General features: G+C 69.4%; 18 protein-coding genes, 1 pseudogene and 1 riboswitch. Of the genes and pseudogenes, 8 read left to right on the top strand and 11 right to left on the bottom strand.

The window, feature by feature from the left end; translation table 11 throughout:
- Positions 1 to 16: 16 nt before the first annotated feature.
- Positions 17 to 2485, bottom strand: a complete 2469-nt coding sequence (locus AB8P05_RS11700; RefSeq protein ID WP_472758061.1) for an ankyrin repeat domain-containing protein — start codon at positions 2483 to 2485, stop codon at positions 17 to 19.
- A 217-nt stretch (positions 2486 to 2702) separates the two neighbouring features.
- On the opposite strand from AB8P05_RS11700, the gene AB8P05_RS11695 reads away from it, so the two are divergent.
- The 4 genes from AB8P05_RS11695 to AB8P05_RS11680 all read left to right on the top strand — a co-directional run bounded on the left by AB8P05_RS11695 (position 2703) and on the right by AB8P05_RS11680 (position 6147).
- The gene (locus AB8P05_RS11695; RefSeq protein WP_472758060.1) at positions 2703 to 3617 is read left to right on the top strand and encodes an ROK family protein; all 915 of its coding nucleotides are present in this window, start codon (positions 2703 to 2705) and stop codon (positions 3615 to 3617) included.
- A gap of 194 nt (positions 3618 to 3811) precedes the next feature.
- On the top strand, positions 3812 to 4036 hold the full coding sequence (locus tag AB8P05_RS11690) for a hypothetical protein (RefSeq protein WP_455170965.1): 225 nt from the start codon (positions 3812 to 3814) through the stop codon (positions 4034 to 4036).
- 966 nt (positions 4037 to 5002) lie between these two features.
- The gene (gene otsB, locus AB8P05_RS11685; RefSeq protein ID WP_472758059.1) at positions 5003 to 5791 is read left to right on the top strand and encodes a trehalose-phosphatase; all 789 of its coding nucleotides are present in this window, start codon (positions 5003 to 5005) and stop codon (positions 5789 to 5791) included.
- A 119-nt stretch (positions 5792 to 5910) separates the two neighbouring features.
- Complete coding sequence (locus tag AB8P05_RS11680) at positions 5911 to 6147, top strand: hypothetical protein (protein ID WP_455170963.1); 237 nt, start codon at positions 5911 to 5913, stop codon at positions 6145 to 6147.
- 2 nt (positions 6148 to 6149) lie between these two features.
- Here AB8P05_RS11680 and AB8P05_RS11675 read toward each other — a convergent pair whose 3' ends face one another.
- On the bottom strand, positions 6150 to 6476 hold the full coding sequence (locus AB8P05_RS11675) for a peptidoglycan-binding domain-containing protein (protein ID WP_455170962.1): 327 nt from the start codon (positions 6474 to 6476) through the stop codon (positions 6150 to 6152).
- A 140-nt stretch (positions 6477 to 6616) separates the two neighbouring features.
- Positions 6617 to 7748, bottom strand: a protein-coding gene (gene prfB, locus AB8P05_RS11670; RefSeq protein WP_143266723.1) for a peptide chain release factor 2 whose coding sequence is annotated in 2 segments (ribosomal slippage) — positions 6617 to 7678 and positions 7680 to 7748 — 1131 coding nt in all. Because the reading frame shifts where the segments join, the coding sequence is not laid out codon by codon here.
- 347 nt (positions 7749 to 8095) lie between these two features.
- On the opposite strand from prfB, the gene AB8P05_RS11665 reads away from it, so the two are divergent.
- The gene (locus AB8P05_RS11665; RefSeq protein WP_472758058.1) at positions 8096 to 9532 is read left to right on the top strand and encodes an MBOAT family O-acyltransferase; all 1437 of its coding nucleotides are present in this window, start codon (positions 8096 to 8098) and stop codon (positions 9530 to 9532) included.
- Positions 9533 to 9553: 21 nt separating this feature from the next.
- Positions 9554 to 10648 (top strand): hypothetical protein, encoded by a 1095-nt coding sequence (locus AB8P05_RS11660; protein ID WP_472758057.1) that lies wholly within the window; start codon positions 9554 to 9556, stop codon positions 10646 to 10648.
- Positions 10649 to 10721: 73 nt separating this feature from the next.
- Here the strand turns inward: AB8P05_RS11660 and AB8P05_RS11655 are convergent, their stop codons facing one another.
- Together AB8P05_RS11655 and AB8P05_RS11650 are read right to left on the bottom strand one after the other, a co-directional pair.
- The gene (locus AB8P05_RS11655; RefSeq protein ID WP_472758056.1) at positions 10722 to 13256 is read right to left on the bottom strand and encodes a penicillin-binding protein 1A; all 2535 of its coding nucleotides are present in this window, start codon (positions 13254 to 13256) and stop codon (positions 10722 to 10724) included.
- A 131-nt stretch (positions 13257 to 13387) separates the two neighbouring features.
- Positions 13388 to 14947, bottom strand: a complete 1560-nt coding sequence (locus tag AB8P05_RS11650; RefSeq protein ID WP_472758055.1) for an N-acetylmuramoyl-L-alanine amidase — start codon at positions 14945 to 14947, stop codon at positions 13388 to 13390.
- Between the two features lie 802 nt (positions 14948 to 15749).
- On the opposite strand from AB8P05_RS11650, the gene AB8P05_RS11645 reads away from it, so the two are divergent.
- Both AB8P05_RS11645 and greB read left to right on the top strand, forming a co-directional pair.
- Complete coding sequence (locus tag AB8P05_RS11645) at positions 15750 to 18809, top strand: Rne/Rng family ribonuclease (protein ID WP_472758054.1); 3060 nt, start codon at positions 15750 to 15752, stop codon at positions 18807 to 18809.
- A 100-nt stretch (positions 18810 to 18909) separates the two neighbouring features.
- A pseudogene (gene greB, locus AB8P05_RS11640) lies at positions 18910 to 19460 on the top strand (transcription elongation factor GreB).
- Positions 19461 to 19676: 216 nt separating this feature from the next.
- Here greB and thiC read toward each other — a convergent pair.
- From thiC to yihA, 6 genes are all read right to left on the bottom strand, one after another.
- On the bottom strand, positions 19677 to 21401 hold the full coding sequence (gene thiC / locus AB8P05_RS11635) for a phosphomethylpyrimidine synthase ThiC (RefSeq protein WP_472758053.1): 1725 nt from the start codon (positions 21399 to 21401) through the stop codon (positions 19677 to 19679).
- A 133-nt stretch (positions 21402 to 21534) separates the two neighbouring features.
- A riboswitch (TPP riboswitch) is annotated at positions 21535 to 21667 on the bottom strand.
- Between the two features lie 80 nt (positions 21668 to 21747).
- Positions 21748 to 22731 (bottom strand): magnesium transporter CorA family protein, encoded by a 984-nt coding sequence (locus AB8P05_RS11630; protein ID WP_472758052.1) that lies wholly within the window; start codon positions 22729 to 22731, stop codon positions 21748 to 21750.
- Between the two features lie 41 nt (positions 22732 to 22772).
- Positions 22773 to 23060, bottom strand: coding sequence for a hypothetical protein (locus tag AB8P05_RS11625; RefSeq protein ID WP_472758051.1), 288 nt, complete (start codon positions 23058 to 23060; stop codon positions 22773 to 22775).
- A 19-nt stretch (positions 23061 to 23079) separates the two neighbouring features.
- Positions 23080 to 23979, bottom strand: a complete 900-nt coding sequence (argB, locus tag AB8P05_RS11620) for an acetylglutamate kinase (protein WP_472758050.1) — start codon at positions 23977 to 23979, stop codon at positions 23080 to 23082.
- An 82-nt stretch (positions 23980 to 24061) separates the two neighbouring features.
- Positions 24062 to 25345, bottom strand: coding sequence for a cation:proton antiporter domain-containing protein (locus AB8P05_RS11615; RefSeq protein ID WP_472758049.1), 1284 nt, complete (start codon positions 25343 to 25345; stop codon positions 24062 to 24064).
- Positions 25346 to 25360: 15 nt separating this feature from the next.
- Positions 25361 to 26044 carry a ribosome biogenesis GTP-binding protein YihA/YsxC gene (yihA, locus tag AB8P05_RS11610; protein ID WP_472758048.1) on the bottom strand — a complete coding sequence of 228 codons (684 nt, stop codon included), beginning with the start codon at positions 26042 to 26044 and terminating at the stop codon, positions 25361 to 25363.
- Positions 26045 to 26092: the final 48 nt, after the last annotated feature.

Genomic DNA, 26092 nt, shown 5'->3' with positions numbered 1-26092 from the left:
CCCGAAACCGCGCCGTTCAGCGCGGTTTCAGCGCCTCCACCACCTGCACATGGCCCTGCAGCGCGCCCAGCGTCAGGGCGGAGTTGCCGTTGGCGTCCATGCGGTAGGGGTTGGCGCCGTTGTCGAGCAGCAGCTTGGCAACGGCCTCGTGCCCGTTGTTGGCGGCATACATCAGCGCCGACCAGCCATAAGCGGTGGTGCGGTCCACCATCACCCCGCGCTGGATCAGCGTGCGCGCCACCTCCTGGTGGCCGCGGGCGGCGGCGGCCATCAGCGCAGTCTTGCCGTCGCTGTTGGTGGTGTCGAGATCCGCCCCGCCGTCGGCCAGCGCCCTGACCACCGCGTCATGACCGCCCCAGGCGGCATACATCACGGCGGTGGCGCCGTCGGAGGTGCGCAGGTCGCTGCGGGCGCGCCGCTCCAGCAGGACGCGCACCGCATCGGTCAGCCCCTGCTCGGCGGCGACCATCAGCAGGGTCTTTCCGCTGTCGAGCCGGGTGTCGGGGCTGGCGCCGCCCTGCAGGGTGCGCGACAGCTCCGCCGGATTGCGCAGCAGGGCCAGCACCGATTCGCGGTCCTGCAGGCCAGGAACGGCCTTGACCGGCGCCGCCGTGCTGCCGCCCGCCGTTCCGGTCGCAGGGCCTCCGGTGGCCGGACCGGTATAGGCGCGCTGCTCGCCCGCCGCGCGGATGCGCTCCGCAAGGTCCGTGCTGCCGGGAGAGACCATCTGCGCCCGTTCGTAGAAGCGCTTGGTTTCTGACCAGTCGCCGTCGCGCTCGGCCAGCATCGCCCAGCGGCGATAGATGTCCTCCATGCTGGTCAGCAGTTCGGTCGCCTCCGGCGCCGCGGGAGCGATCTGGCGGATGCGCTGGACCGTCTCGTAGGCATTGTCGCCGGGCGGCGTGGTCAGGCGCTTGCCGGCGATCTGCCGGCGGGCCTGATCGACCATCATGCGCACGCGTTGCGCGGCCTCCGCGTCGGGGATGGCCGACTGCGGCACCGGCGGGATCGGCGTGGCCGAAGGCTCCTCCAGCGGCGGCAGCGACGCGGCACCCGGCGCCGCTTCCGCATTGCCCGCGGCCGGGGCAGCTGCGGAGGGCGCGGCGGAAGGCGGCTGGATTTGGGGCTGGATCTGGGGCTGGGTCTGGGCCGGCGGCAAGGCAGCCGTCTGCACCGGAGCAGAGGCCGAAGGCTGGGCAACCGCCTGCTTGGTCACCGTCAGGGTGCCGGCCGGCTGGGTCGCGGCGGGTGGAGCGGCGTGGTTCTGCGCGGCCTGGACATCAGGCGGCAGGGCGGGCGAAACGGACGGTGCTGCGGCAGGCGGCGACGCGGGTGCGGCGGGCGGCAGGTCGGCGGCGGCATTCTGCCCGCCGGACGTCGGGACGTCATTGCCGATCAGCCCCTGCACGGTGCGCTCCACCGCATCGCGCGCACGGGTCCAGCTCTCGCCGATCATCGCCATCGCCCGGTCGGGAGAGGCGCCGGGCACGGCGGTGGCGATGGCCGCGCCGGCGGCACCCAGCAGCACCAGCGTGGTCAGCGCCGCCCCGGCATAGAGCCCGGTCCGGCGCGGCGCCCGCATCGCCCCGATGGGCATGCCGTCCGCCGGCATCGCTCCGCCCGGCATCGCGTCTGGACCGCGGGCGCTCCAGTCATGGTCGCCCGACCAGTCGTTCGCCGGCGGCGTGGCCGCGGGCGGGACCGGCGCCTGCTGTGCTGCGCGGCGGTCCATCCTGGGTAGATCGGGCCGGGCCAGATCGGAACGGGGCAGATCGGGCCAGCCGGCATCGGGTTCCGCCACCTGGGGCGGCACCGCCAGCATCGGCGCCGGGCGCGGAGCCGGCGGAACGGCGGAGATGGCCGGCATGTCGTCGGGAACGCCGCCGCCCGGCGCCATCCGGTAGATCACGCCCATGTCGCGCAGTTCGTCGGCCAGCCCGGCGCGCGCCAGCGTCCCTTCCAGCTCCGGCGTTCCGCAGAGAAGGACCTGGAGGAAGCGGCCGGCCGGCGTCTCCGCCCGCGTCAGATCGACCAGATCGGCCAGGACCGGCGGCGCCAGCACGGTGGCGTTGTCGACCGCCAGCAGGCCGGACCCGGCCAGCTCCAGCCGGTCTTCCAGCGCGGCGATGAGCGCGTCGAAATCGCCTTCGCCATCCTCGCCCGGCATCGCCAGATCGGGCAGCGCCCCGGCACCGGCGGCGGCGACCAGATCCTCCACCTCGGCGCCGACCGACGCCGTCACCGGCAGCGCCATGGCGCCGTCGGCCTCCACATGCTCCACAAGCTGCCGGAACAGAGCGGGACGCCCCGATCCGGCGTCGCCGACCAGCACCAGAAGCCTTTTGCGGGCCAGGAAGGCCAAAACCAGTCCATCGCGGATTTCGGCGGCCGATGCCGCGGCACCGGCGGAATCGTGAACGGGATCGTGGTGGCCCGGAGCGGCGCGCCGGGCGCGCGAGGTGTGTTTCGGGGCAGAACGGTCCATGGACATCTCGAAACGCCGATCAGTGAAGGAAGCGCTGATGAGACTCTAGTGATGCGCCCCCCAAGCCCCGACAGTGCAAAGGGCGGTAGCCCCTCTCTTCCGGGGTGGGTGGACTGACCCTTCCGGCGCGAACGCGCCGCTGGTCCGCCGGACGGGGGAGGGGTATAGGGTTGCCCACGGAATCCTCGACTGAATCCCCATCTGGACGGCGACAGCCATGCGAGTCGGAATCGATTTGGGCGGCACCAAGATCGCGGCCGTGGCGCTCGGCGCCGACGGCATCGAACTGGCCCGCCACCGCCGCCCCACCCCGCGCGATTACGACGCCACGCTGGACGCCCTGGCGGAGACGGTGGCTGCACTCGACCCGCCCGGCAGCGGCGGCATCGGCGGCGGCGTCGGCATCAGCCTGCCCGGCATCGTCGATCCCGCCGCCGGCCGGGTGCGCGCGGTGAACCTGCCCTGGCTGGCCGGCCGTCCCTTTGCCGAGGACGCGGCGCGGCGGATCGGCCGACCGGTGCGGATCGCCAACGACGCCAACTGCTTCACCCTATCGGAGGCGACGGACGGCGCCGCGGTCGGGGCGGCGGTGGTGTTCGGAGTCATCCTGGGCACCGGCGTCGGCGGCGGGATCGTGGTGGACGGGCGCATCCTGCCGGGAGCCAACGGGCTGGCCGGCGAATGGGGGCACGCCCCGCTGCCCTGGCGCGAGGCGGCCGACGGCCCGCCGGTTCCCTGCGGCTGCGGCAAGGCCGGCTGTTTGGAGACCGTGCTGTGCGGCGCCGGGCTGTCGCGCCTGCACCGGCACCTGACCGGCGGGAGCGGGGATGGCGAGGCGGCGGACCCGCAGGAGATCGCCGCCCGCGCCCTGGCCGGCGATCCGGCCGCGGCGGCGACGCTGGCGCGCCATGCCGATGCGCTGGCCCGCGCGCTGGCGCCGGTGCTGAACCTGCTGGACCCCGACATGGTGGTGGTCGGCGGCGGCCTGTCCGCCCTGCCCGGCCTCTGCGAAGCGGTGACGCGGCGCTGGGGCGTCTGGGCGTTGTCGGCCGCGCCGCGGACCCGGATGGCGGTCGCCCGCCATGGCGGGGAAAGCGGCATGCGCGGCGCCGCCCGTCTGTGGTCGGAATAGAGGCTCACCATTTTTGCGGGGGCGACCGCAACCAACGGTCACGCTGTGGCACGGGACTTGCGCATTCTCCGTTCAGACCGAACGGGGGTACGCCCATGATGCGGAAGAAATTTGGGACGCGGGCCATGGGGGCCGGTGTCCATTTGCATTTTGCAAACCGGAACGCGACGCGGGCCGGGAAACCGGCGGCGCGTTTGCATTTTGCGAATGATCCTGGGATCGGCCAGGGCACCGGCCGTCATCTGGAACATGCCTGCGCCAGCCTGCAGGACGCGGCGGTGGAGTTGGAGGCGGTGCTTGCCACGCTGCCCGGCGACGAGCAGGCCGACCTGCATGAGGCCATCGGCTCGATCATGGAGACGCTGCAGTTGATCGCGTCGGCCCATGCACGGCTGGAGCCGCCGATCGCTGCCGACTGAGAGGGCGGCCGGTCTCGAACCCCGGTCTCCAGGCAGCGACATGAAAAAGGCGGCCCGCCGGGACCGCCCTTTTTCCGTTCGTCGACTTTTGATTCGCCGACTCTTCGCCCACCAAGCTGTCTGCCCGGTCGGGTCGAAGCCGGCTCAGTCGGAGATGGTCTGCCAGAAGAAGAAAGCGACGGCGAGGACCATGATGGCGATGTCCATGGGAACGGCTCCTGTGGATTGCGGCGGATGGGCGTGTCGTCGGATTCTATACGACAGTTCCCGCCGCCGGTGCAGTGCTTCCGTGCGCCTGCGGCGGTTTTTCACCCCCGCGCCGCAGCAATGACGGCACCTGGCAGAAAAAAGCAGGAAAAATTCTCAGGCCCGGCAACCTCCCGCCATGCCGCCCGCGGCCTTCGCCCGGTCGGTTTCCTGGTTGGGCGCCCGATGGAACAAGGGCCCCGGGATCATGGCCGATACGGGAGATGCCCGCAACAATCCATTGTATTCAAATGGTTATCTGAGACCTTGCGACGCCCGACATCCTCCCGGAGCGGGGCGATGGATGCGGATCCGGCGGCGGAAATCGCCGCGGAAACCCTCCCTGTGCCCGTCCATCCCCCAAGGAAATCGCAGCGCTATGACTTTTGTCAGGGGTTGCCTTACCAGGGGGCTTTCTGGCAAGAAAAAGGCCGCTGAATGCAGCGGCCTTGAGTTTAGGGAGGAAACGCCCAAGAAGGGCGAAGCAGCAATCGCTTGCTGCACTGCAACAGTACCAGAACCCGGGGGCACCGCAACCCCCAAAGCCGGCCCCTGCGCGGGGCCGCAGCTTTTAGAGGGTTCTGTTGCAGATGGGCCACATTCAACCGGCCCTTTTGCCGGACCGCAAGCCGTCCAGCGATTCCGGCCGTTACCACAACAGTGGCGTGCCGGCCCCGGTCAGCCGCCGCATCCCTCAGGCAGCGGCGCGAGGTTCGTCCCTTGACCCCCTTTCCACCATCTGCATTGTCGGAATTCGATGCCTTCGCCTCGGCGATCGGCGACCGTACCCCTGCCCTGTTCCTGGATTACGACGGCACGCTCGCCGCGATTGCGCCGCGGCCGGAACTGGCGGTGATGCCGGAGGAGGCGCGCGCGGTGGTGCGGCGGCTGTCGGCCCTGTGTCCTGTCGCCTTCGTCAGCGGCCGCGACCTGGACGATCTGGCGGCGATGGTGGCACTGGACGATCTGGTCTATGCCGGCAGCCACGGTTTCGACCTGCGCGGACCGGACCTGCGCCGGCAGGTGGGGGTCGAGTATGTCCCCGATCTCGACGCCGCCGAACAGGCTCTGCACGACCGGCTGGGCGGAATCGCCGGCGCACTGGTGGAGCGCAAGCGCTTCGCCATCGCCATCCACACCCGTCAGGTCGCCCCGTCCGAAAAGCCCGTGGTGGCCGACACCGTCCGCGCGGTGGCGCAGGAGCAGGCGCGGCTGCGCGTGACCGGCGGTAAGGAACTGTTCGAGCTTCGCCCCAACCTGCCCTGGGACAAGGGCCGCGCCGTCCTTGCCCTGCTGGAGACGCTGGGGCTGGAGGGGGACGGCAGCGTGCCGGTCTATCTCGGCGACGACGAAACCGACGAGGACGCCTTCCGGGCGCTGGCCGGGCGCGGGATCGGCATCCGGGTGATGGACGGCCCGGCCGAGACGGCGGCGACCTGGAGCCTGCACGACCCGGCGGAGGCCGCGGCGTTCCTGGGCCGGCTGGCGGACTGGCTGGCGGCGAGGTGAGGTAGTTTCAGCGGGGGAGGTTAGGTGGGGGTCTGACTTTGCAAAGCCACCGACCCCATTCACCAACCCTAAACCCCCGCCGTCATATCCTGACCGCTCAACCAGCCGGACAGCCCGCCATGGATATCGGATCGGCCACCGCCGCCACGCCATACCGGCCGCAAGCCAGCGCCGTCGACGGCCTGCAGGACGCCCAGGCCCGCAGCGAGGCGGCGTCGGCGCAGATCGCGGCGGGCAACCTGGACCCGGCGGTGGTGCTGGACCTGACCGCCGCCCAGGTGGATTTCGCCGCGAACGCCAAGGTCCTGCAGGCGACGCAGGAGAACAGCAAAAGGCTGCTCGACATGCTGGCCTGAGGTCAGCGGCGCGCGCCGGGGCCGTAGATCTTCGGCTGGCTGAAGTTCAGATGGTCGAGAAGCCCCTGGGTGGCGCAGCCGTCCACCGGCAGCTTGGCGGCGCGCTGGTAGGCGCGGATCGCGGTGCGGGTGCGCGTTCCCATCTTGCCGTCCACCGGCCCGGCGTTGAAGCCGTGCTCGTTCAACGCCTCCTGCGCGCCGGAGATGAAGGCCAGACGCATCTCGTCCGGCAGATTGTCCGTTTCGCAGGCGGCAAAGGCCGGCGTCGCCAGCAGCATCGCGGCACCCATCACGGCGCCGCCCAGGGCCGGAAGAAGACGTCTGGTCATGGATCGGTTGCTCCAGTTCGTTGGAATGGCAGCCTGTTGAAACAGCCGCGCCCGGATTTCCATTCCAGGCCGGCCGTCCTGAAAACACCGCGATCGAAAAGGGCGGCCGCAAGCGACCGCCCTTCCCATGTTCCGACCCGTCAGCCGCCGGCGGCGTGCGCATCGTCGCTCTGCCCCTTGATCCGGGAGGCGAGCGCCGCCTCCAGGAAGGGATCGAGCGCGCCGTCCAGAACCGCCTGGCTCTGCGAGGTCTCCACCTCCGTCCGCAAATCCTTCACCATCTGGTAGGGGTGCAGGACATAGGAGCGGATCTGGTGGCCCCAGCCGATGTCGGTCTTTGTGGCTTCCAGCGCGGCCGCGGCATCCTCGCGGATCTTCAGCTCGCGTTCGTACAAGCGGGCGCGCAGCATGTCCCACGCCTTGGCGCGGTTCTTGTGCTGCGACCGTTCCTGCTGGCAGCTCACCACGATGTTCGTCGGGATGTGCGTGATGCGCACCGCCGAGTCGGTCTTGTTGATGTGCTGGCCGCCGGCGCCCGACGCCCGGTAGGTGTCGATGCGGCAGTCCTTCTCGTTGATCTCGATGTCGATCTTGTCGTCGATCACCGGAGAAATCGAGACAGCGGCGAAGCTGGTCTGGCGCCGCGCCTGGCTGTCGAACGGGCTGATGCGCACCAGACGGTGCACGCCGGCCTCGGTCTTCAGCCAGCCATAGGCGTTGTGGCCCTTGATCTGCACGGTGGCCGACTTGATGCCGGCCTCTTCGCCCGGCGTCTCGTCCAGCCATTCGGTCTTGTAGCCGTGTTGCTCCGCCCAGCGGGTGTACATGCGCATCAGCATCAGCGCCCAGTCCTGGGCCTCCGTGCCGCCGGCGCCGGCATTCACCTCGACGAAGCAGTCGTTGGCATCGGCCTCGCCCGACAGCAGGCTTTCGATCTGCAGCTTGTTGGCGCGGTCGCGCAGGCTGTAGAGCTGGGCCTCCGCGTCGGCGACGACGGTGGCGTCACCCTCCGCCTCGCCCATCTCGATCAGTTCCAGGCTGTCGGACAGGTCGCGTTCCAGCGCGCGGTAGCCGGACACGGAGGCGTCCAGCTGGGTGCGCTCGCGCATGATGGTCTGGGCCCGCGTCGGATCGTCCCAAAGCTTGGGATCCTCGGCGAGGTTGTTCAGTTCGTCGAGACGCCGCAGTGCATTGTCCCAGTCAAAGATGCCTCCTCAGCAGCGCCAGCGATTCTCTGATCTCGCCGGCGGCCGCTTCGATCTCGGCCCGCATGGCGGTGCCTCCTCGTCAGCCAGAGTTGAAAGGTATGTCGGCTGCATATGTAGCGGCTCGCTCCCCGGCTTGCACCCCCTTAATGACCGCGACGCGGCCGGCAACCGCCCCATCCGGGCGTCACGAACGGTACGGGCTTGCCACTTTGGTGTATGGCCCAGTCCCGGCTTGGCGGTCCTAACCGTTTGGAATCATCCGCCCGGCTCATTTCAGAGTACGTCCCATATCCGGGGGCACAACCCTACCGCGGCTGCGGGAAATCCCCGAAATCGTGGTTATCTTCGCCTCCGAACTTCGCCTTTCTTGCGCGGTTGCGCAAACGCGCGAGCATCTCTGCCGGGGGCACGATGAGCTTCACCAGCCTGAACTTCCTGCTGTTCATCACCGTGTTCAGCGCCGGCTTCATGGCGCTGGCGCGCACGCGCGCCTTCACGCCCTTCCTGCTTGTCGCCAGCTACGTCTTCTACGGCTACTGGGACTACCGGTTCTGCGCGCTGCTGGCGCTCAGCACCTTCATCGACTTCTACTGCGGATTGAAGATCGCCGACTCACCGGACCGCCAGACCAAGAAGCTGTACCTGTTCATCAGCCTGGGCGCCAATCTGGGCATGCTGTTCTTCTTCAAATACTTCAACTTCTTCGTCGACAGCGCGGAGATCGCGCTCGCGACCCTGGGCGTCGAGGTGGGACGGCGGACGCTGGACATCCTGCTGCCGGTCGGCATCTCCTTCTACACCTTCCAGAATCTCAGCTACGGCATCGACCTCTACACCGGCGAGGTGAAGCAGCCGGAACGGTCGCTGATGCGCTATGCCACCTTCGTCGCCTTCTTCCCGCAGCTGGTGGCCGGCCCGATCGTGCGGGCGCGCGACCTGTTGCCGCAAATCCAGCAGCGCCCGCGCGACATCCCGTTCGAGGAGCGCTTCGCCGGCCTGGAGAAGGTGATCTGGGGCTATTTCCTGAAGATCGGACTGGCCGATAACGCCGCCGTGGTGGTCGACGCCCGCTTCCACCAGCCGGAGTTCTTCAACGCGCTGCAGCATGTGATCGGGTTGGTCTGCTTCTCGTTGCAGATCTACGGCGACTTCGCAGGCTATTCGCTGATCGCCATCGGGTTGGCGCAGATCTTCGGCTACACCATGTGCGAGAATTTCGCCCGGCCCTATTTCGCCAGCGGCATGCGCGATTTCTGGCGGCGCTGGCACATCTCGCTGTCCACTTGGTTCCGCGACTACGTCTATGTGCCGATGGGCGGCAGCCGGACGCGCTGGCTGCGCATCCGCAACGTCGTCATCACCATGCTGATCTCCGGCCTGTGGCACGGCGCCAACTGGACCTTCGTCCTGTGGGGGGCGCTGCATGGCGGGCTGATGCTGGTCGAGGACGGGCTGCGCCGGCTGGCCGCCGTCAGCCCGGTGCGCCTCAGCGGCCCGGCCCTGGCCGCCGGGCGGCTGGTGATGGTTGGGCTGGTCTTCGCCGTGGTGACGCTGACCTGGCTGCCCTTCCGCGCCGACAGCCTGCAGACGGTCTGGACCATCCTGGGCATCATCGCCCACGGCGATTTCGGCCTCCAGCAGGGCAATTCGCAGGCGAGCGCGCTGCTGCGCGTCGCCGTCACCGGCCTGATCGTGCTGATGGTCGATGCGCTGGTCGAACGCGGGGCGGGCCGCCGCTATGCCGGGACCAACGTGGTGGCGCGGTCGATGGCCTGTTCCGCCCTGATCCTGGTGATGCTGCTGTTCGGCAGCTTCGCCAACCACGCCTTCATCTACTTCCAGTTCTGAAGACCGGACGGAGATCCTACCATGTACCGCCTTCTGGCTTGCATCGTGCTGATCCTCGCCACCGTCACGGCGATGGACCGGGTCCTGGCCTCGGCGCTGGGCGACCTGCTCCTGCGTTCCAGCGACCGCTTCATGGCGATCTACCGTCCCGCCGAGCCGGAGGAGGCGCCGGCCGCCAAGTCCGACCGGCAGCCGGAAGACCGGACACCGGACAACCGCATGGAGGAGAAGCCCGGCGTCCTGATGGTCAAGGCGACACTCGCCTCCGGCGCCGGTCAGGCCGTCCGTCCCGCCCACGGGCCGGCGGACGTGCTGGTGCTCGGCAACTCGCGGGCGGACAACCACTTCCCCGTCTCCACCCTGCAGGACATGACCTGCGGCCGGGCGCTGAACCTGGGCATGGGCGGGGCGCCGACCGTGCTGTCGGCCTTGCTGTGGGAGGATTACGTCGAGCGGCACGGCGCACCCCGCCTGCTGATCCTGGAGCCGACCGGTCTGGTGGACAACCCGCACGACCTGGCCGACCTGCCGCTGCTGGCCCATTACTCGCCACGCATCGACGCCTTCGTCCGGCAGGAAAACCAGGAACTGTGGATAGCCAACCACGCCTTCCACCTGATGACCTTCAACAACAACCAGACCATGCGGCTGATCGCCGGCCTGCTGAAGCCCGCTGCCGACCGCACGCTGGTGGGCGCCATCCCGGAACCGATGAAGGCCCAACTCGCCGCCGCACCGGAAGAGACGATGACCGCCGACGACGCCAACTGGCAGGCGATGGACCGCATCATCCGCAGCGCCCAGGCGCAGGGCACCCGGGTTGCGGTGGTCATCACCCCCTATTTCCCGACCTATGCCGGGAAGCTGAAGAATTTCGACGCCTTCTTCGCCGAGATGAAGAGCCGCCTGCCCGCCGGCGTGACCATGATCGACGCCCGCCGCGCGGTGGACAAGGACGAGCTGTTCATGGACGCCCTGCACGTCAACGAAGACGGCGTGCGCGCGATGTTCACGGCGCTGGAGCCGGAGCTTCGCCAACTCGGCAGCTGCCCGGTGGACGCCATCGCCTCGCTGACGGCGGCCGGCACCGCGACTGGGGCGGGGTCCACCCATTAAAAAGTGGGCCCATTGAAAAACGGACCCATTGAAAAAGGGGGCGCCCGCAAGGACGCCCCCTTCTTCTTTCCGCTTAGTAAAGCCCGCCGGTCCCCAGCGTCGCCGCGGACGGCGGCGCCGGGACGCCCGGCTGGGCGCCGTCGAAGCCCGCGTTCGGGTCGCCCATCATCGCGCCGGCCCCCTGGACCGAGCCGTCCAGCACCATCTGCGGCTGGTCCGGGTTGGGTTCGGTGCCGGGGAGGAAGGCTTCCCAGATGGCGCGGTTGTCGCCGGGCTGGGCCAGCTGGCCGTTGGCCGGGTTCACGCGGACGAGGCGCAGGCCGGGCGGGACGCGGAAGGGCGTCGCCGGCTTGTCCTTCAACGCCACCTGCATGACGTCCTTGAACACCGGCACCGCGGCGGAACCGCCTGTCTCGCGGCTGCCCAGCGAGCGCGGCTGGTCGAAGCCGATGTAGGTGCCGACCACCAGATCGGGCGAGAAGCCGACGAACCACGCGTCGTGGCTGTCGTTGGTGGTGCCGGTCTTGCCGGCCAGCGGCTTGCCCAGGGATTTCAGCGTGGCCGCCGTGCCGCGCTGGACCACGCCTTCCAGGATCGAGACGATCTGGTAGGTGGTGCGCGGGTCGTTCACCTGCTCGCGGGTGTCAGGCACCGCCGGCACGGCCAGCCCGTCCTTCCATGCGACGTTGGTGCAGCCTTCACAGGCGCGGTTGTCGTGACGGAACACGGTCTTGCCGTTGCGGTCCTGGACGCGGTCGATGAAGGTCGGCACCACCCGCTTGCCGCCATTGTCCAGCATGGCATAGGCGGTGGAGAGCCGCAGGACCGTCGTCTCGCCGGCACCCAGCGACATCGGCAGGTAGGGCTGCAGGTTGTCGACGATGCCGAACTTCTCCGACAGCGCCTTGACCTTGTCCATGCCGATCTGCTGGGCGAGGCGGACGGTCATGACGTTGCGCGACTTCTCGATGCCGACGCGCAGCGGGGTCGGACCATAGAATTCATGGCTGTAGTTTTCCGGCCGCCAGATCGGCTGCCCGCCGCCCGGATCGAAGGCGAAGGGCGCGTCCATCACCAGCGACGACGGGGTGAAGCCCTGGTTCAGCGCCGTCAGATAGACGAACGGCTTGAAGGAGGAGCCGGGCTGGCGCAGCGCCTGGGTGGCGCGGTTGAACACGCTCATGGCGGGGGAGAAGCCGCCGACCATCGCCAGCACGCGGCCGGTGTGCGGATCGAGCGCCACCAGCCCGCCCTGCACCTGCGGGATCTGGCGCAGCGCGTAGCTGCCCGGCGGCAATTCCTTGGCCGCGGCCTGGGCGCCCTTCTTCGCCGGCTTCTCGTCCTCATCCTTCGCCGCCGGGCCGCTGATCGCCTCCACCAGCAGGATGTCGCCCAGCTTGGCGACGTCGGACGGCTTGCGGATCGCCGGCCCCGCGGCCTCGCCCTCCTTCGCCGCGCGGGCCCAGCGCAGTTCCGACAGCGGGATGCGGCCGCGGCTGCCGTCGGCCAGCCCGATGTCCAGCCCGTCGGCCTGGTCGTCCTTCAGCACCACGGCCAGCTTCCAGCCCTCGGAGCCCGCGGGCGGCGGCATGGCGGCCAGCTTCTTCGACCAGTTGTCGAAATTCTCCATCTTGGCCACCGGCCCGCGCCAGCCATGGCGGCGGTCGTAGGCGACCAGCCCGTCGCGCAGCGCCTTGGTCGCCGCCGCCTGCAGCTGCGGGTTCATCGAGGCGCGCACCGACAGGCCGCCCTCGTACAAGGCCCGCTCGCCATAGAGCTTCACCAGTTCGCGCCGGATCTCCTCGGAGAAATACTCCGCGGTCACCACCTCCTGCTCGTCGCGCCTGCGGGTCTGCAGCGGCCGGCCCTGGGCGGCCTTCGCCTCCTCGGGCGTGACGTAGCCGTCTTCCGACATGCGGCCGATCACCCAGTTGCGGCGGGCGACGGCGGCATCGTGCTGGCGGTCGGGGTTGTAGTTGGACGGCGCCTTGGGCAAGGCCGCCAGGAAGGCGACCTCCTCGATGCTCAGCTCGTCCAGCGCCTTGTTGAAATAGTTCAGCGCCGCCGCAGCCACGCCGTAGGAGCGGTTCCCCAGGAAGATCTCGTTGAGGTACAGCTCCATGATGCGGTCCTTGGTGAAGGCCCGCTCGATGCGGACCGCCAGGATCGCCTCCTTGATCTTGCGGGCGAAGGACACCTCGTTCGTCAGCAGCATGTTCTTGGCGACCTGCTGCGTGATCGTGCTGGCGCCGACCGGACGGCGGTCGCGGCCGAAATTCTCGATGTTGGTCAGGACCGCGCGCAGGATGCCGAGCGGGTCGACGCCCTGGTGGGCGTAGAAATTCTTGTCCTCGGCCGCCATGAAGGCGTTGATGACCTGCCGCGGCATGGCGTCGATCGGCACGAAGATGCGCCGCTCGGACGCGAACTCCGCCATCAGGCGCCCGTCGCCGGCATAGATGCGGGTGGTCACCGGCGGCTCGTAATTGGCCAGCTTGGTGTAGTCGGGCAGGTCCTGGTCGTAGTGGTCCAACAGGAAGACCAGCCCCCCGGCACCGGCAAGAGCCAGCATCACGAAGGCCATCAGCAAGGACAGAAGAAGGCGCATGACCGATCCTGCAAGAAACGACGAACGGCGCGACCGGCCCCAGCCCGTTTCCGGGATGCGGACCGCAAGGCGCGCCTGACTGTGCGGCGCATCCTACACCGCCGCGATGCGAAGCGCCGCCCCCGTTCCCGTCATGTCAGGAAAATGTGACGCGCAGAGGGCATGCGCGAAATTGCGCCCGCGCGGAAGGGGTAAGCCTGCCGGCGAAGCCTCGGCTTGGCGGCTCGACCCCGCGGATCAGCTCTTCTGCGCGCCGTGCAGCCAGCGGAAATAGGCGTCGATGGTGCGGGCGAGCCCCTGCCCAGCCGTTCCCGGTGCGCCGCGGAGGACAGCAGCCCGGCATCCTTGCGGTTCGACAGGTAGCCCATTTCGACCAGCACCGACGGCACGTCGGGCGCCGTCAGCACGGCGAAGCCGGCCTGCCGGTGCGGCTTGCTGGGGATCAGCGGCACCTCGCGCCCCAGACTCTGCAGGGCAAGCGTCGCGAAACGCTTGGAATGGTTCTTCGTATCGCGCTGGGCCAGGTCGATCAGGATGTTGGCGACCAGTTGGTTCTCGCCGGACAGGTCAAGCCCGACCAGCGCGTCGGCCCGGTTCTCCTTGGCGGCCAGCATCTCCGCCTCGCGATCCGACGCCTTGTCCGACAGGGTGTAGATCGACAGGCCCCGCATGTCGCCGCTGCTGATGCTGTCGGCATGCAGCGAGATGAACAGGTCGGCCCCGGCCTCGCGCCCGATGGCGACACGGTCGCGCAGGCGGATGAACACATCGCTGTCGCGGGTCAGCTTCACGCGGTAACGGCCGGTCGCCTCCAGTTGGCGCTTCACCTCCCTGGCGGCGGCGAGCGTGATGTCCTTCTCATAGATGCCGCCGACGCCGACGGCGCCGGGGTCCTGGCCGCCATGGCCGGGGTCGATCACGATCAGCGGCTTTTCCGCCACGGTCGAGGGCTTGTTGTCGGGCAGCGGCGGGGCGGACGGCAGCGAGGCTGGCATCAGCTGCGCCGGCGGGATCGGCGGCAGCGGCGCGAAGGGCGGCGGCGCGGAGACGAGCCCGCTCGCGGCCGGATCGTCCTGGGGGGACGGCACCGGAGCGGGAACGGGCATCGGCACGGCCATCGCCGACGCCACCACCGTGCCCATCGTCAGCTGGCCCTTGCCCGGCGCGGTGCCGGCACCCGTCTTGGCACCGGATGCGGCGGCGAGCTGGCGGAACTCCGCCGCCGTCGTCTTTTCCAGGTCGAGGACGAGGCGGGGCTGGCGGCCGTCGCGCGGCGGGATCATGTAGCCTTCCCGCAGCTTGGCCGGACCGACCGTCTCGAAGGTCAGTCGTGTGCCGCGCGTGCCGCCCGCCGCATGGTAATAGCGCGCGACCACCCCCTTGCCCTCCACCGGCAGCGATCCGCCGGGCCAGACCAGATCGGGCAGATCGACGATGACGCGGTAGGGATCGGCGGCCAGCGACACGCTGAAGGACACCGGGTCGCTGACCTCCAGCACGAAGCGGGTCTTGTCGGGATGGATGCCCAGCCGGGCGTCGACCACCGCCGTGCGCGGCGGCGGGGACGGCAGCGCCGCCGTGGTCTGCGCGACTGCCAGGGGGACGGCCGGGGGCGGCCAGAAGCACCAGCGCCAGCAGGACCGGCAGCAGCGCGGCCAGCGCGCGCGCAGCCCTGCCCATCCCGGCCCCACGATTCTCGGCGCCGCGCCCGGTACGGGCAGCGGTCGGCGGACGGTCGGGCTGGGCGGCGGTCGGCGGGCTGGGCTGCCGTTGCATCGTGTCTCCCCGGTGGCGCACGGAGGGCGGACGATCAGCTATAGCCCGGCCAATTCAACGCCCTCAACGCGGATCGTCATGCCCGGTCCCAATTCCAAACCGGGGTGCCGTTCCTGCAACAGTGATCCCCCACCCCACCCCACCCCACCCCGCCGGAGCCCCCGCGACACCCCGGGCGGCACCCCGGGCGGCAAGTCGAATCGCCGTCGCGGGAGAAAGACGCGCTCACGCTTCCCCGCAGCGAACTTGTTCGCCGAATCGGCGCATTTCCGCGTTGTGCAAGAGGGATCGCTTGTCTATGGTATCTTTGCGACAGACCGCAATTCGCCAGACCAGGGTCGGAAACCCGAAATGGGCGCCGATTCGCTGATCCCGAGACATCGATCCAATCGATCCGAAGGTCAGCAGATCGCCGGTCACGGGGCCGACCGGGGGCTGCGGCGTCGCCTCCGACACCGCCTGTCCGGCCATCCGCGCCGGAGGGACGTCGCGGGGTGGCGCGTTCGGATTGGCGGTGAGAGGACGAAACCTCGAAGCTGGCTGTGGCCGCAAGGCGGCAGCCCGGCGCGTGTCGACCGGGCCGTCCTGGCTGCTCTCGTCAGCGCCGTTCGGCGGTTCCGGTCCGTCGTGCCGTATGCTTCGCCCACAACAGACGCTGCGTCCAGGCGGCCCGACCGGTCGCGCGGGTTCCCTGGGTCGCGCCGTTGAGGACCGTATATGGCCAAGCGCATGCTGGTGGACGCCACGCACCCGGAAGAAACCCGGGTCGCCGTGGTCAATGGGAACCGGCTGGAAGAACTCGACTTCGAGATCGCCAGCCGCAAGCAGCTGAAGGGCAACATCTACCTGGCGAAGGTGACTCGGGTCGAGCCCTCCCTCCAGGCGGCCTTCGTGGAATATGGCGGGAACCGCCACGGCTTCCTGGCCTTCTCCGAAATCCATCCCGACTATTACCGCATCCCCGTCGCCGACCGCGAGGCCCTGCTGGCCGAGGAACGCCGGCTGGAGGAACAGGCGGAAGCCCGCGCCGAGGCCGCCGCCGACGGCGCCGTGATGGGCGAGCCGATCCGGCCCGAGCAGGTGGTGGAGGAATGGTCGCCGATGCCCTCCCCCATCGCGCCGGAGGCGTCGGATGAGGACGAGGACGACAACGGCGCCGAGGACGCGGACCCCGGCGAGGAGCAGGCCGCTCCGGCCGAAGGCGCCGCCCAGGATGCCATCCAGGCCGCCGATGCGCCGGACATGGTCGGCGGCGACGAGGACGAGGAGGCGGAAACCCAGCGCCGCCGGTCGCGCCCGCTGCGCTCCTACAAGATCCAGGAAGTGGTGAAGCGCCGGCAGGTAATGCTGGTGCAGGTGACGAAGGAGGAGCGCGGCAACAAGGGTGCCGCCCTGACCACCTACCTGTCGCTGCCCGGCCGCTACTGCGTCCTGATGCCCAACACCGGCCGCGGCGGCGGGATTTCCCGCAAGATCACCAACCCGGCCGACCGCAAGCGCCTGAAGGAAATCCTGTCCGATCTGGACATTCCCGACGGCATGGCGGTCATCCTGCGCACCGCCGGGCTGGAGCGCTCCAAGCCCGAGATCAAGCGCGACCTCGAATATCTCCTGCGCCTGTGGGACGACATCCGCGAACAGACGCTGAAGTCGTCGGCGCCCTGCCTCATCTATGAAGAGGCGAACCTGATCAAGCGGTCGATCCGCGATCTCTACGCCAACGACATCGACGAGATCTGGGTCGAGGGCGAGGCCGGCTTCCGCACGGCGCGCGAGTTCATGGACATGCTGATGCCGGGCCATTCCCAGCGCGTCCAGCTGTACCGCGACAGCCAGATCCCGCTGTTCCACCGCTATCAGGTGGAAACGCAGATCGACGCCATCCACAGCCCGGTGGTGCAGCTGCGCTCCGGCGGCTACATCGTCATCAACCCGACCGAGGCGCTGGTCTCCATCGACGTCAACTCCGGCAAGTCGACCCGCGAGCGCAACATCGAGGAAACCGCCTACAAGACCAACCTGGAGGCCGCCGACGAGGTGGCGCGCCAGCTGCGTCTGCGCGATCTGGCCGGCCTGATCGTCATCGACTTCATCGACATGGAGGAGCCGCGGAACAACGCCGCCGTCGAGCGCCGCATGAAGGAGGCGATGAAGAACGACCGGGCACGCATCCAGCTCGGCCGCATCTCCGCCTTCGGCCTGCTGGAACTGTCGCGCCAGCGTCTGCGCCCCTCCCTGCTGGAAACCAACTTCGAGCGCTGCCCGCACTGCTCGGGCACCGGCGTCGTCCGCTCGGTCGAATCCGCCTCGCTGCACGTCCTGCGCGCCATCGAGGAGGAGGGCATCCGCAAGCGGTCGTCGGAGATCACCATCTACGTCCCGACCTCCATCGCGCTCTACATCCTCAACCAGAAGCGCGGTGAACTGGCCAAGATCGAGGAGCGTCACAGCTTCCACGTCATGGTCCAGGCCGACGACAGCCTGATCGCCCCGGACCACCGCCTGGAGCGCAACAAGGCCCGCCTGCCCGACGAGGACGGTCCGCTGGTCAGCGCCGACCGCGTCATGGCCGAGACCGACCGCGCGCTGGCCGCCGAGCCGGTCGCCGAACCGGTCGAGGAGGAAGCCGACGTCGAGGCCGTCCAGTCCGAGGAAGCCGGCGAGCGCGCCGAGGCCAATGGCGCCAATGGCGAGGGCAACGGCGAGGACCGCCGCCGCCGCCGCCGCCGCCGCCGTGGCCGCGGCCGTGACCGCGAGGAAGGCCGCGTCGAAGGCGAGACCGCCGGCATGGGCGAGGACGCCGAGGAGTCCGACGAGACGGGCGACGAGGCCGCCGAGACCAGCCTGCCGGTTGCCGCCGAGGCGATCCCCGGCGCCGCCGTCTCCGAGCCGGCCGAAGGCGACGACTCGGACCAAGACGAGGACGACAGCGAGGGCGACGAGGAGACCGGCGCCGACGCCGGCGAGCGCAACGGCGAAGGCCGCAAGAAGCGTCGCCGCGGCAAGCGCGGCGGTCGCCGCCGGTCCCGCCGCGAGGGTGCGGAAGGTCTGGAGGGCGGCGAGGAGATCGTTGCCGACCAGCCGCCGGCCGCTCCGGTCCAGGCGCCCGCACAGTCTTCGGCCGAGGCGTCCGACCTCGACTGGATCCTGGCCGGCGACACGGCTCCGGCGGTCGAGGAAACCCCGGTTCCGGTGCCTGCGACCGAGCCGCCGGTGACCGCTCCGGCCCCGGCCCCGATCGACGCTGCCGCCGCCGGGAAGGCTCCGGCCAAGAAGGCGTCGCGCAAGCGCAAGGCCGCCGCCGAGGCTCCGGCCGAGGCCGCTCCGGCGGTCGCCGAAGAACCGGCCAAGAAGCCGTCGCGCAAGCGCAAGGCCGCTGCCGAGGCTCCGGCCGAAGCCGCTCCGGCGGTCGCCGAAGAACCGGCCAAGAAGGCGTCGCGCAAGCGCAAGGCTGCCGCCGAGGCTCCGGCCGAAGCCGCTCCCGCCGCAGCACCCGCGGTTGCCGAAGCGCCGGCCAAGGGCCGCAAGCGCAAGGCCGCTGCCGCCGCGGAAGCTCCGGCGGAGGTCGCGACCGAGAAGGCTCCGGCCAAGAAGGCGTCGCGCAAGCGCAAGGCTGCCGCCGAGGCTCCGGCCGAAGCCGCTCCCGCCGCCGCCCCGGTGGTGTCCGAGCCGGCTCCGACCCCCGCGCCGGACGCTGCTCCGGAGCCGGCTCCGGCTGCCGCCAACGGCGACGGCGGTGCCTCCGCCAAGCCGCGCCGTGGCTGGTGGAAGCGGTAAGCCGAACGGCCCGTCTAAAGCTCTGGAACGGGAAAAGGCGCCGCAAGGCGCCTTTTCCTTTTCCCGGACGTTATCTCCCTGCCACAGGACAGGTCGGACCATGAGCAAGGCCTTCACCCGCGAGAACGACACGCCGGACGACGACGATCTGGACGATCCGGCACCGCTGCCGCAGGGCTTCAAGAACTACATGACCCCGCCCGGCTTCCAGCGCATGCAGGAGGAGCTGCGCCACCTGCTGCGGGTGGAGCGGCCGAAGGTGGTGGAGGTGGTGTCCTGGGCCGCCGGCAACGGCGACCGGTCGGAGAACGGCGATTATCTCTACGGCAAGAAGCGCCTGCGCGAGATCGACCGGCGCATCCGCTTCCTCAACAAGCGGCTGGAATCGGCGGTGGTGGTCAATCCGCAGGACCAGAAGAACCGCGAACAGGTCTTCTTCGGCGCCACCGTCACCTATGCCCGCGAGGACGGGGCGGAGAACACCATCACCATCGTCGGCGCCGACGAGGTCGATCCCGACCGCGGTCATGTCAGCTGGATCTCCCCATCGCCCGCGCCCTGCTGAAGGCGCGGGAGGGCGATCTGGTGGACGTGCGCACGCCGGCGGGGATGGAGCAGGTGGAGGTGCTGGAGATCAGGTACGCGGGGTGAGGGGTGGTTGCTTTGGGTGCCCCCTCCCCATCCCTCCCCGCTCTCGGCGGACCAAAGGTCCGCCTGCCGCGTCAGCACAAACCACAGGTTGGTGCGAGAGCTTCGCGGGAGAGGGGGCAGGAAGCTTGTCGGCGTGACTTGATCGCGAAGCGGCGGAGTTCCCTCTCCCGCGAAGCGGGGAGGGTTAGGGAGGGGGCATCACTGCCAACCCCTCACTCACCCCGCCGGCTGGTAAATCTCCCCGCCCGACTCGCGGAACTTCTGCGACATCTCGGCCATGCCGGACTCCGCGGCGTCGCGGATCTCCTGCGTGATCTTCATCGAACAGAATTTCGGCCCGCACATCGAACAGAAATGCGCGGTCTTGGCCCCTTCGGCCGGCAGGGTCTCGTCGTGGTAGGCCATCGCCGTGTCGGGGTCGAGCGACAGGGCGAACTGGTCGCGCCAGCGGAAGGAGAAGCGGGCACGCGACATGGCGTCGTCGCGCAGCCGGGCCGCCGGGTGGCCCTTCGCGAGGTCGGCGGCATGGGCGGCGATCTTGTAGGCGATGACGCCGGCCTTCACGTCGTCGCGGTCGGGCAGGCCCAGATGCTCCTTCGGCGTGACGTAGCAGAGCATCGCCGTGCCGAACCAGCCGATCATCGCCGCACCGATGGCGCTGGTGATGTGGTCGTAGCCCGGCGCGATGTCGGTCACCAGCGGCCCCAGCGTGTAGAAGGGCGCTTCGCCGCACAGCGCCAGCTGCTTCTCGACATTGTGCTTGATCTTGTGCATCGGCACATGGCCCGGCCCCTCGATCATCACCTGCACGTCGCGCGCCCAGGCAATCTTCGTCAGTTCGCCCAGCGTCTCCAGTTCGGCGAACTGGGCGGCGTCGTTGGCGTCGGCCTGGCTGCCCGGCCGCAGACCATCACCCATCGACAGCGCCACGTCATAGGCGCGGCAGATCTCGACGATGTCGGCGAAATGGTCGTAGAGGAAGTTCTCGCGGTGATGGGCCAGACACCATTTGGCGATGATCGAGCCGCCGCGGGAGACGATGCCGGTCACCCGCTTCGCGGTCAGCGGGATGTGGGCCAGCCGCAGCCCGGCATGGATGGTGAAGTAATCGACGCCCTGCTCCGCCTGTTCGATCAGCGTGTCGCGGAACAGCTCCCAGGTCAGATCCTCGGCCCTGCCCTTCACCTTCTCCAAAGCCTGATAGATCGGCACCGTGCCGATGGGCACCGGGGAGTTGCGCAGGATCCATTCGCGGGTCTGGTGGATGTCGGCGCCGGTGGACAGGTCCATCACCGTGTCGGCCCCCCAGCGGATCGCCCAGACCATCTTCTCCACCTCCTCCTCGATGGAGGAGGTCACGGCGGAGTTGCCGATGTTGGCGTTGATCTTGGTCAGGAAGTTGCGGCCGATGATCATCGGCTCCGACTCGGGGTGGTTGACGTTGGACGGGATGATCGCCCGCCCGCGCGCCACCTCGTCGCGAACGAACTCCGGCGTGATGAAGTCGGGGATGTCGGCGCCGAAATCCTCACCGTCGCGGGCAGCGGGCAGCGCCGCGGCACGGCCGAGATTCTCGCGGACGGCGATGTATTCCATCTCCGCGGTGACGATGCCGGCGCGGGCATACGCCATCTGCGTGACGGTCCCGCCGCCCTTGGCGCGCAGCACGCCGCTTTCTGTCGTCTCCACGTCGCCACGGGCCAGGATCCAGTCGCGGCGGTGCTTGGCCAGCCCGGCGCGCACGTCGATGGTCACCGTCTCGTCGGTGTAGGGTCCGGAGGCATCATAGACGGTCAGCGGCGGCTCGCCGCCGGACAGGGCGATTTCGCGCATGGCGACGCGCAGGTCGGGATAGCGCGTGCCCGGCACATGGGTTTTCCGCGACGACGGCAGCGGGCCGGTCGAAATGCGGATGGCGGTCTCGTTGAAGTCCTTGGGCATTGGGTTTCTCCGTCGGAGTTGGGCGGACAAACCCGGGACTGCGGACGGAGGTGCGGTGTCTTCGTGCGGGCCGTATCCCTGCATGAGTCCCCGGCACGGCGGGGGCCGATACGGCCGGACGGGGCGAGAATCGGCCCGTCACGAGGTCCCTCCCTTCGCCGGTATGACCCGGATCAGGTTCGAAGGGTCACCACGCTGCCGGCTGCGCTTAGCGCCGTCCGGCCGTTGGTATCTCAGCCCCCTGTCGGGACCCCCTGGAATGGCGCCCATCCTGCCGGGACGGGCCGCCCCTGTCAAAAGGAAAGAACAGCGGACGATCCGCCCACCTCATTGTGTGGATGCGGCGCTACAGCCAGCGCTTCAGACGGACATAGATCATCGGCAGCAGCGCCGACAGCAGCATCAGGCCCAGGGCACTGGGATAGCCGAAGGGCGAGTCGGTCCCCGGCATCTCGTGGAAATTCATGCCGCCGATGCTGGCGACCAGGGTCGGCGGGAACAAGAGGACGGTCAGGACCGACACGATCTTGACGATCTCGTTCTGCTCCACGTTGATCTGGCCCAGTGCGGTGTCCAGCGCCAGCGCGACCTTGCCGGCCAGGAAGCGGGCATACTGGTCCAGCCCGCGCAGATCCTGCAGCGTCGTCTTGGCCCAGCGCCGTGTCGCCTTGCCGGAGTTCCAGCCGTCGCCGCGCGCCAGGAACGCCGTCATGCGGGACAGGCTGGCCAGGCTGATGCGGGCCTTGCCGATCAGGTGGCCGGCATGGCCGATGCGCTTCAGCGTCTGGGCGTCGTCCAGCGTTTCGCCGCGCGAGCGCAGCTTGCGTCCACGGAAGTGGCGGCGGTTCAGCACGTCCAATTCCACCCCGGTCCGCCGCAGCACGGCGGAGGTGCGGTCGACCATCCCGTCGACCAGCGCCGCCAGAACCAGCTCCCCGCGGGAGGCCGGCACCTGCCCATGGGTGGCGCGGCGCCGGAAGGCCAGCAACGGCTGGGGATCGATGTCGTGGATGGTGACCAGCCGGCGCCCGGCCAGCACGAAGCTGACGGTGGCGATGCGCGGTTCGTCGGTGTCGGCCCAGACCAGGGCGGTGACGGTCATGGTCAGGGCGCCACCGGCGATGCGCAGGCGACTCGATTCCTCGATCTCCGCCATCTGCTCGCGGGTCGGCAGGCTGGCGCCGATCAGCGCCTCGGCCCGCGCCAGTTCCTCGGCGGTCGGGTTGATCAGGTCGAGCCAGACGGTCGCCTCGGGCAGCGGCTCCGCCCCCTCCGCGGCTTCCCTGGCCCAGCGCAGCAGACCGCCGTCATTGACGAAGACATGCAGCAAGGCAATGCTCCTTGCGTGGTTCGAGGCGGCTCCTGGAGCGCCTAGGTCATCCGCCCGCCACGCCGCGGCTTAACCGGCGATGGTGCCTTCCCTTCGGTGTCGAGGTCCAGCGTCCCGCCTTCCGCCTTCAGCGCCTGTTCCAGCTTGCGGCGGAAGGCGCCGCCATCCCGCTTGGCGTCCAGGAAATGGCCGACCGCCTCCTTCGCCGCGTCGCTGTCGTAGGGGACCTTGCCCAAGGCCGCCAGCTTGGCACGCTCCACCAGCTTCGGGTCCATCCGGTCTCGGATGGCCTTCATCTGGCGGAGCAGATCCTTGCGCAGGTCGGACATCGGTCCCCCCGTTGTTGCGTCAGGCCTTGCCGATCAGGGTGCCGGCGCCGCCCTCGGTGAAGATCTCCAGCAGCAGCGCGTGCGGCACGCGGCCATCCAGGATAACAGCGGCGTCGACGCCCTGCTCCACCGCGCTGATGCAGGTTTCGATCTTCGGGATCATGCCGCCGGACGCGGTGCCGTCGGCGATGGCCTTGTGGGCATCCTCCAGCGACATCTTCTCGATCAGCTTCTTGTCCTTGTCGAGGACGCCGGCGACGTCGGTCAGCAGGAAAAAGCGCGCCGCCTTCACCGCCGCCGCGACCGCGCCGGCCGCCGTGTCGGCGTTGATGTTGTAGGTATCGCCATTCACGTCGAAGCCGACCGGCGCGATGACCGGGATGATGTCCGACTGGGCCAGCGCATGCAGGATCTGCGGGTTGACCTTGTACGGCTCGCCGACGAAGCCCAGGTCCAGCACCTTCTCGATGTTGCTGTCGGGGTCGCGCTGCACACGCTCCAGACGGCGGGCGGTGATCAGGTTGCTGTCCTTGCCCGACAGGCCGACGGCACGGCCGCCGGCGCCGTTGATGGCGGCGACGATCTGCTTGTTGATGGAGCCGGCCAGCACCATCTCGACCACCTCGACCGTCTCCTTGTCGGTGACGCGCAGGCCGTCGATGAAGCTGGACTTGATCTTCAGACGCTCCAGCATCTGGCCGATCTGCGGACCGCCGCCATGGACGACCACCGGATTGATGCCGACCTGCTTCAGCAGGACGATGTCGCGCGCGAACAGCTCCGCCAGGCTGGCGTCGCCCATGGCGTGGCCGCCGTACTTGATGACGAAGGTGCTCCCGGCATAACGGCGCATGTAGGGCAGCGCTTCGGACAGGGTACGGGCCTTGGCGAGCCACTCGTCACGGGTGGGAGTCTGCACGGGAGGATGCCCTTTGTCGGGGTGAACGGTCGGGTTTCTTTAACGGAAAGGCCGGCCGGTTGCCTAGGGGGCAATTTAACGGTCACATGCCCCCGTTCCGCCCGCCCGCGGCTGCGGCCGATGCGGCGCCGGCCGGGCGCCACCATCCGGCCAGCCGGGTCATCGGCTGGGTCAGCGCGGTCACCGCCACCGCCATCAGCACCATCGCCGAGAAGCAGGCGCCGGACAGCACCCCCGCCTCCAGCAGGACGGTCAGAACGATCACCTCCATCAGCCCCTTGCAGGGCATCAGCGTGCCCAGCCGCAGCGCGTCCGGCCAGCTCTCCCCGGTCAGGCGCGCCGGCAAGGTCGTGCCGACCATCTTGCCGACGAGCGTCACCAGGGTGGCAAGCCCGAAGACCGTCCACTGCGCCGCATCGTCCAGCGTCAGGGTCACCTTCAGCCCGGTCAGCGTGAAGAAGAAGGGCAGCAGGATCAGGGTGGAGAAATGCTCCAGCCGGTCGAGGATCGCGGCGGCGTAGCGACGCGGCATGGCGGTGCCGGCGACGAAGGCGCCCAGGATGTAATGCAGCCCGATCAGCTCGGTCACAGCGGCCGACGACAGCAGCGCGGCACAGGTCACCACCACCGCGGTGTCGCCCATCCGCCCGTCGGGCGCCACCCGCTCAAGCAGGCGGTCCAGCAGCGGGCGGACGACCAGCACGGTCACCCCGACATAGGCGAAGCCCAGCAGCCCGACCCTGGCGACCGCCCAGCCGCCTCCTTCCGCCGACGCCCAGGCCAGCACGGCGGTGATCAGAAGCCACAGCAGCGCATCGTTCACCGCGGCATAGCCCAGCGCCAGCCGTCCGACCCGATCGCCCAGCAACCCCATCTCGCGCAGGATGGCGCCCAGCACCGGCAGAGCGGTGACGCCGACGCAGATGCCGAAACCGGCGGCGAACAGGCCCGGCGTGGCGTGCGTTCCAGTCATCTCGGGAAAGGCGCCGGCCAGCCACCAGCCCAGCGCCCCGCCCAGCAGCGTCGGCACCACCATGCTGGACAGCGCCACCGTGGCGAAGGCCCCGCCCCGCCCGCGGAAATCGGCGGGGTCGAGATGCAGCCCGGTCAGGAAGGCGAAGAAGACGACGGCCATCAGCGCGAGGCCAGACAGCGGCGCCAGGGCCGCGGGCGCGAACAGCACGCCCCACAGGTCCGGCACCAACCGGCCGAGCAGCGATGGTCCCAGCGCCACGCCGAACAGGATCTGGATCACCACCATCGGGGCGATGTGGCGCCCGCCGCCCAGCCGCCACAGCAGGAACGGCCCGGCGATCAGCAGCAGGGCCTGCATCAGGAACAGCAGCGCGGGGGAGGTGGCACCCATCGCCGTCGCTCCGTGCTATTCGGCGGCCAGGGCGAGTGCCGCGAGGCTGGCGCGCAGTTCCGCGATGCCGGTGCCCTTTTCCGAGCTGGTGACGTGGATATCCGGGAAGGCGGCGGGGTGCTTCTTCAGCCCCAGCTCGGTATCACGCCGCACCTTGTCCAGATCCGCGGCCTTCACCTTGTCGGCCTTGGTCAGCACGACGACGTAGGGCACGGCGGTGCGGTCCAGCATGTCCATGATCTCATGGTCGTTGGGCTTCAGCCCATGGCGCGAATCGATCAGCACCAGCGCCCGGCGCAGCGTCACCCGCCCGCGCAGGAAGCGGCGGACCATGTCGTTCCACGCCTCCACCTTCTCCTTCGATTCCTTGGCATAGCCGTAGCCGGGCATGTCCACCAGCTTCAGCCGGTTGCCGAGGTTGAAGAAGTTCAGCTGCTGCGTGCGCCCCGGCGTGTTGGAGGTGCGGGCCAGCGTCTTGCGCCCAGTCAGCGCGTTCACCAGGCTCGACTTGCCGACATTCGACCGCCCGGCGAAGGCGACCTCCGGCAGGTCAGCCTCCGGCAGCTGGTTCAGCGCGTTGGCGCCCCAGACGAAGTCGCACTCCTTGGCGAACAGCAGCCGGCCGGCCTCCAGCGCAGCCTCGTCGAAGCCGGAAACGATGCTGGGGGTGTTGGGGGTCGGCGTGTCGGGGGTGGTCATGACGGGCGCTTTCGTTGGTGCGGGCTAAAAAACATACCGCCGGCAAAG

The organism is Azospirillum sp. VT-I1 (genome assembly GCF_055698305.1).
This window is presented reverse-complemented; position numbering and strand designations above follow the sequence as displayed.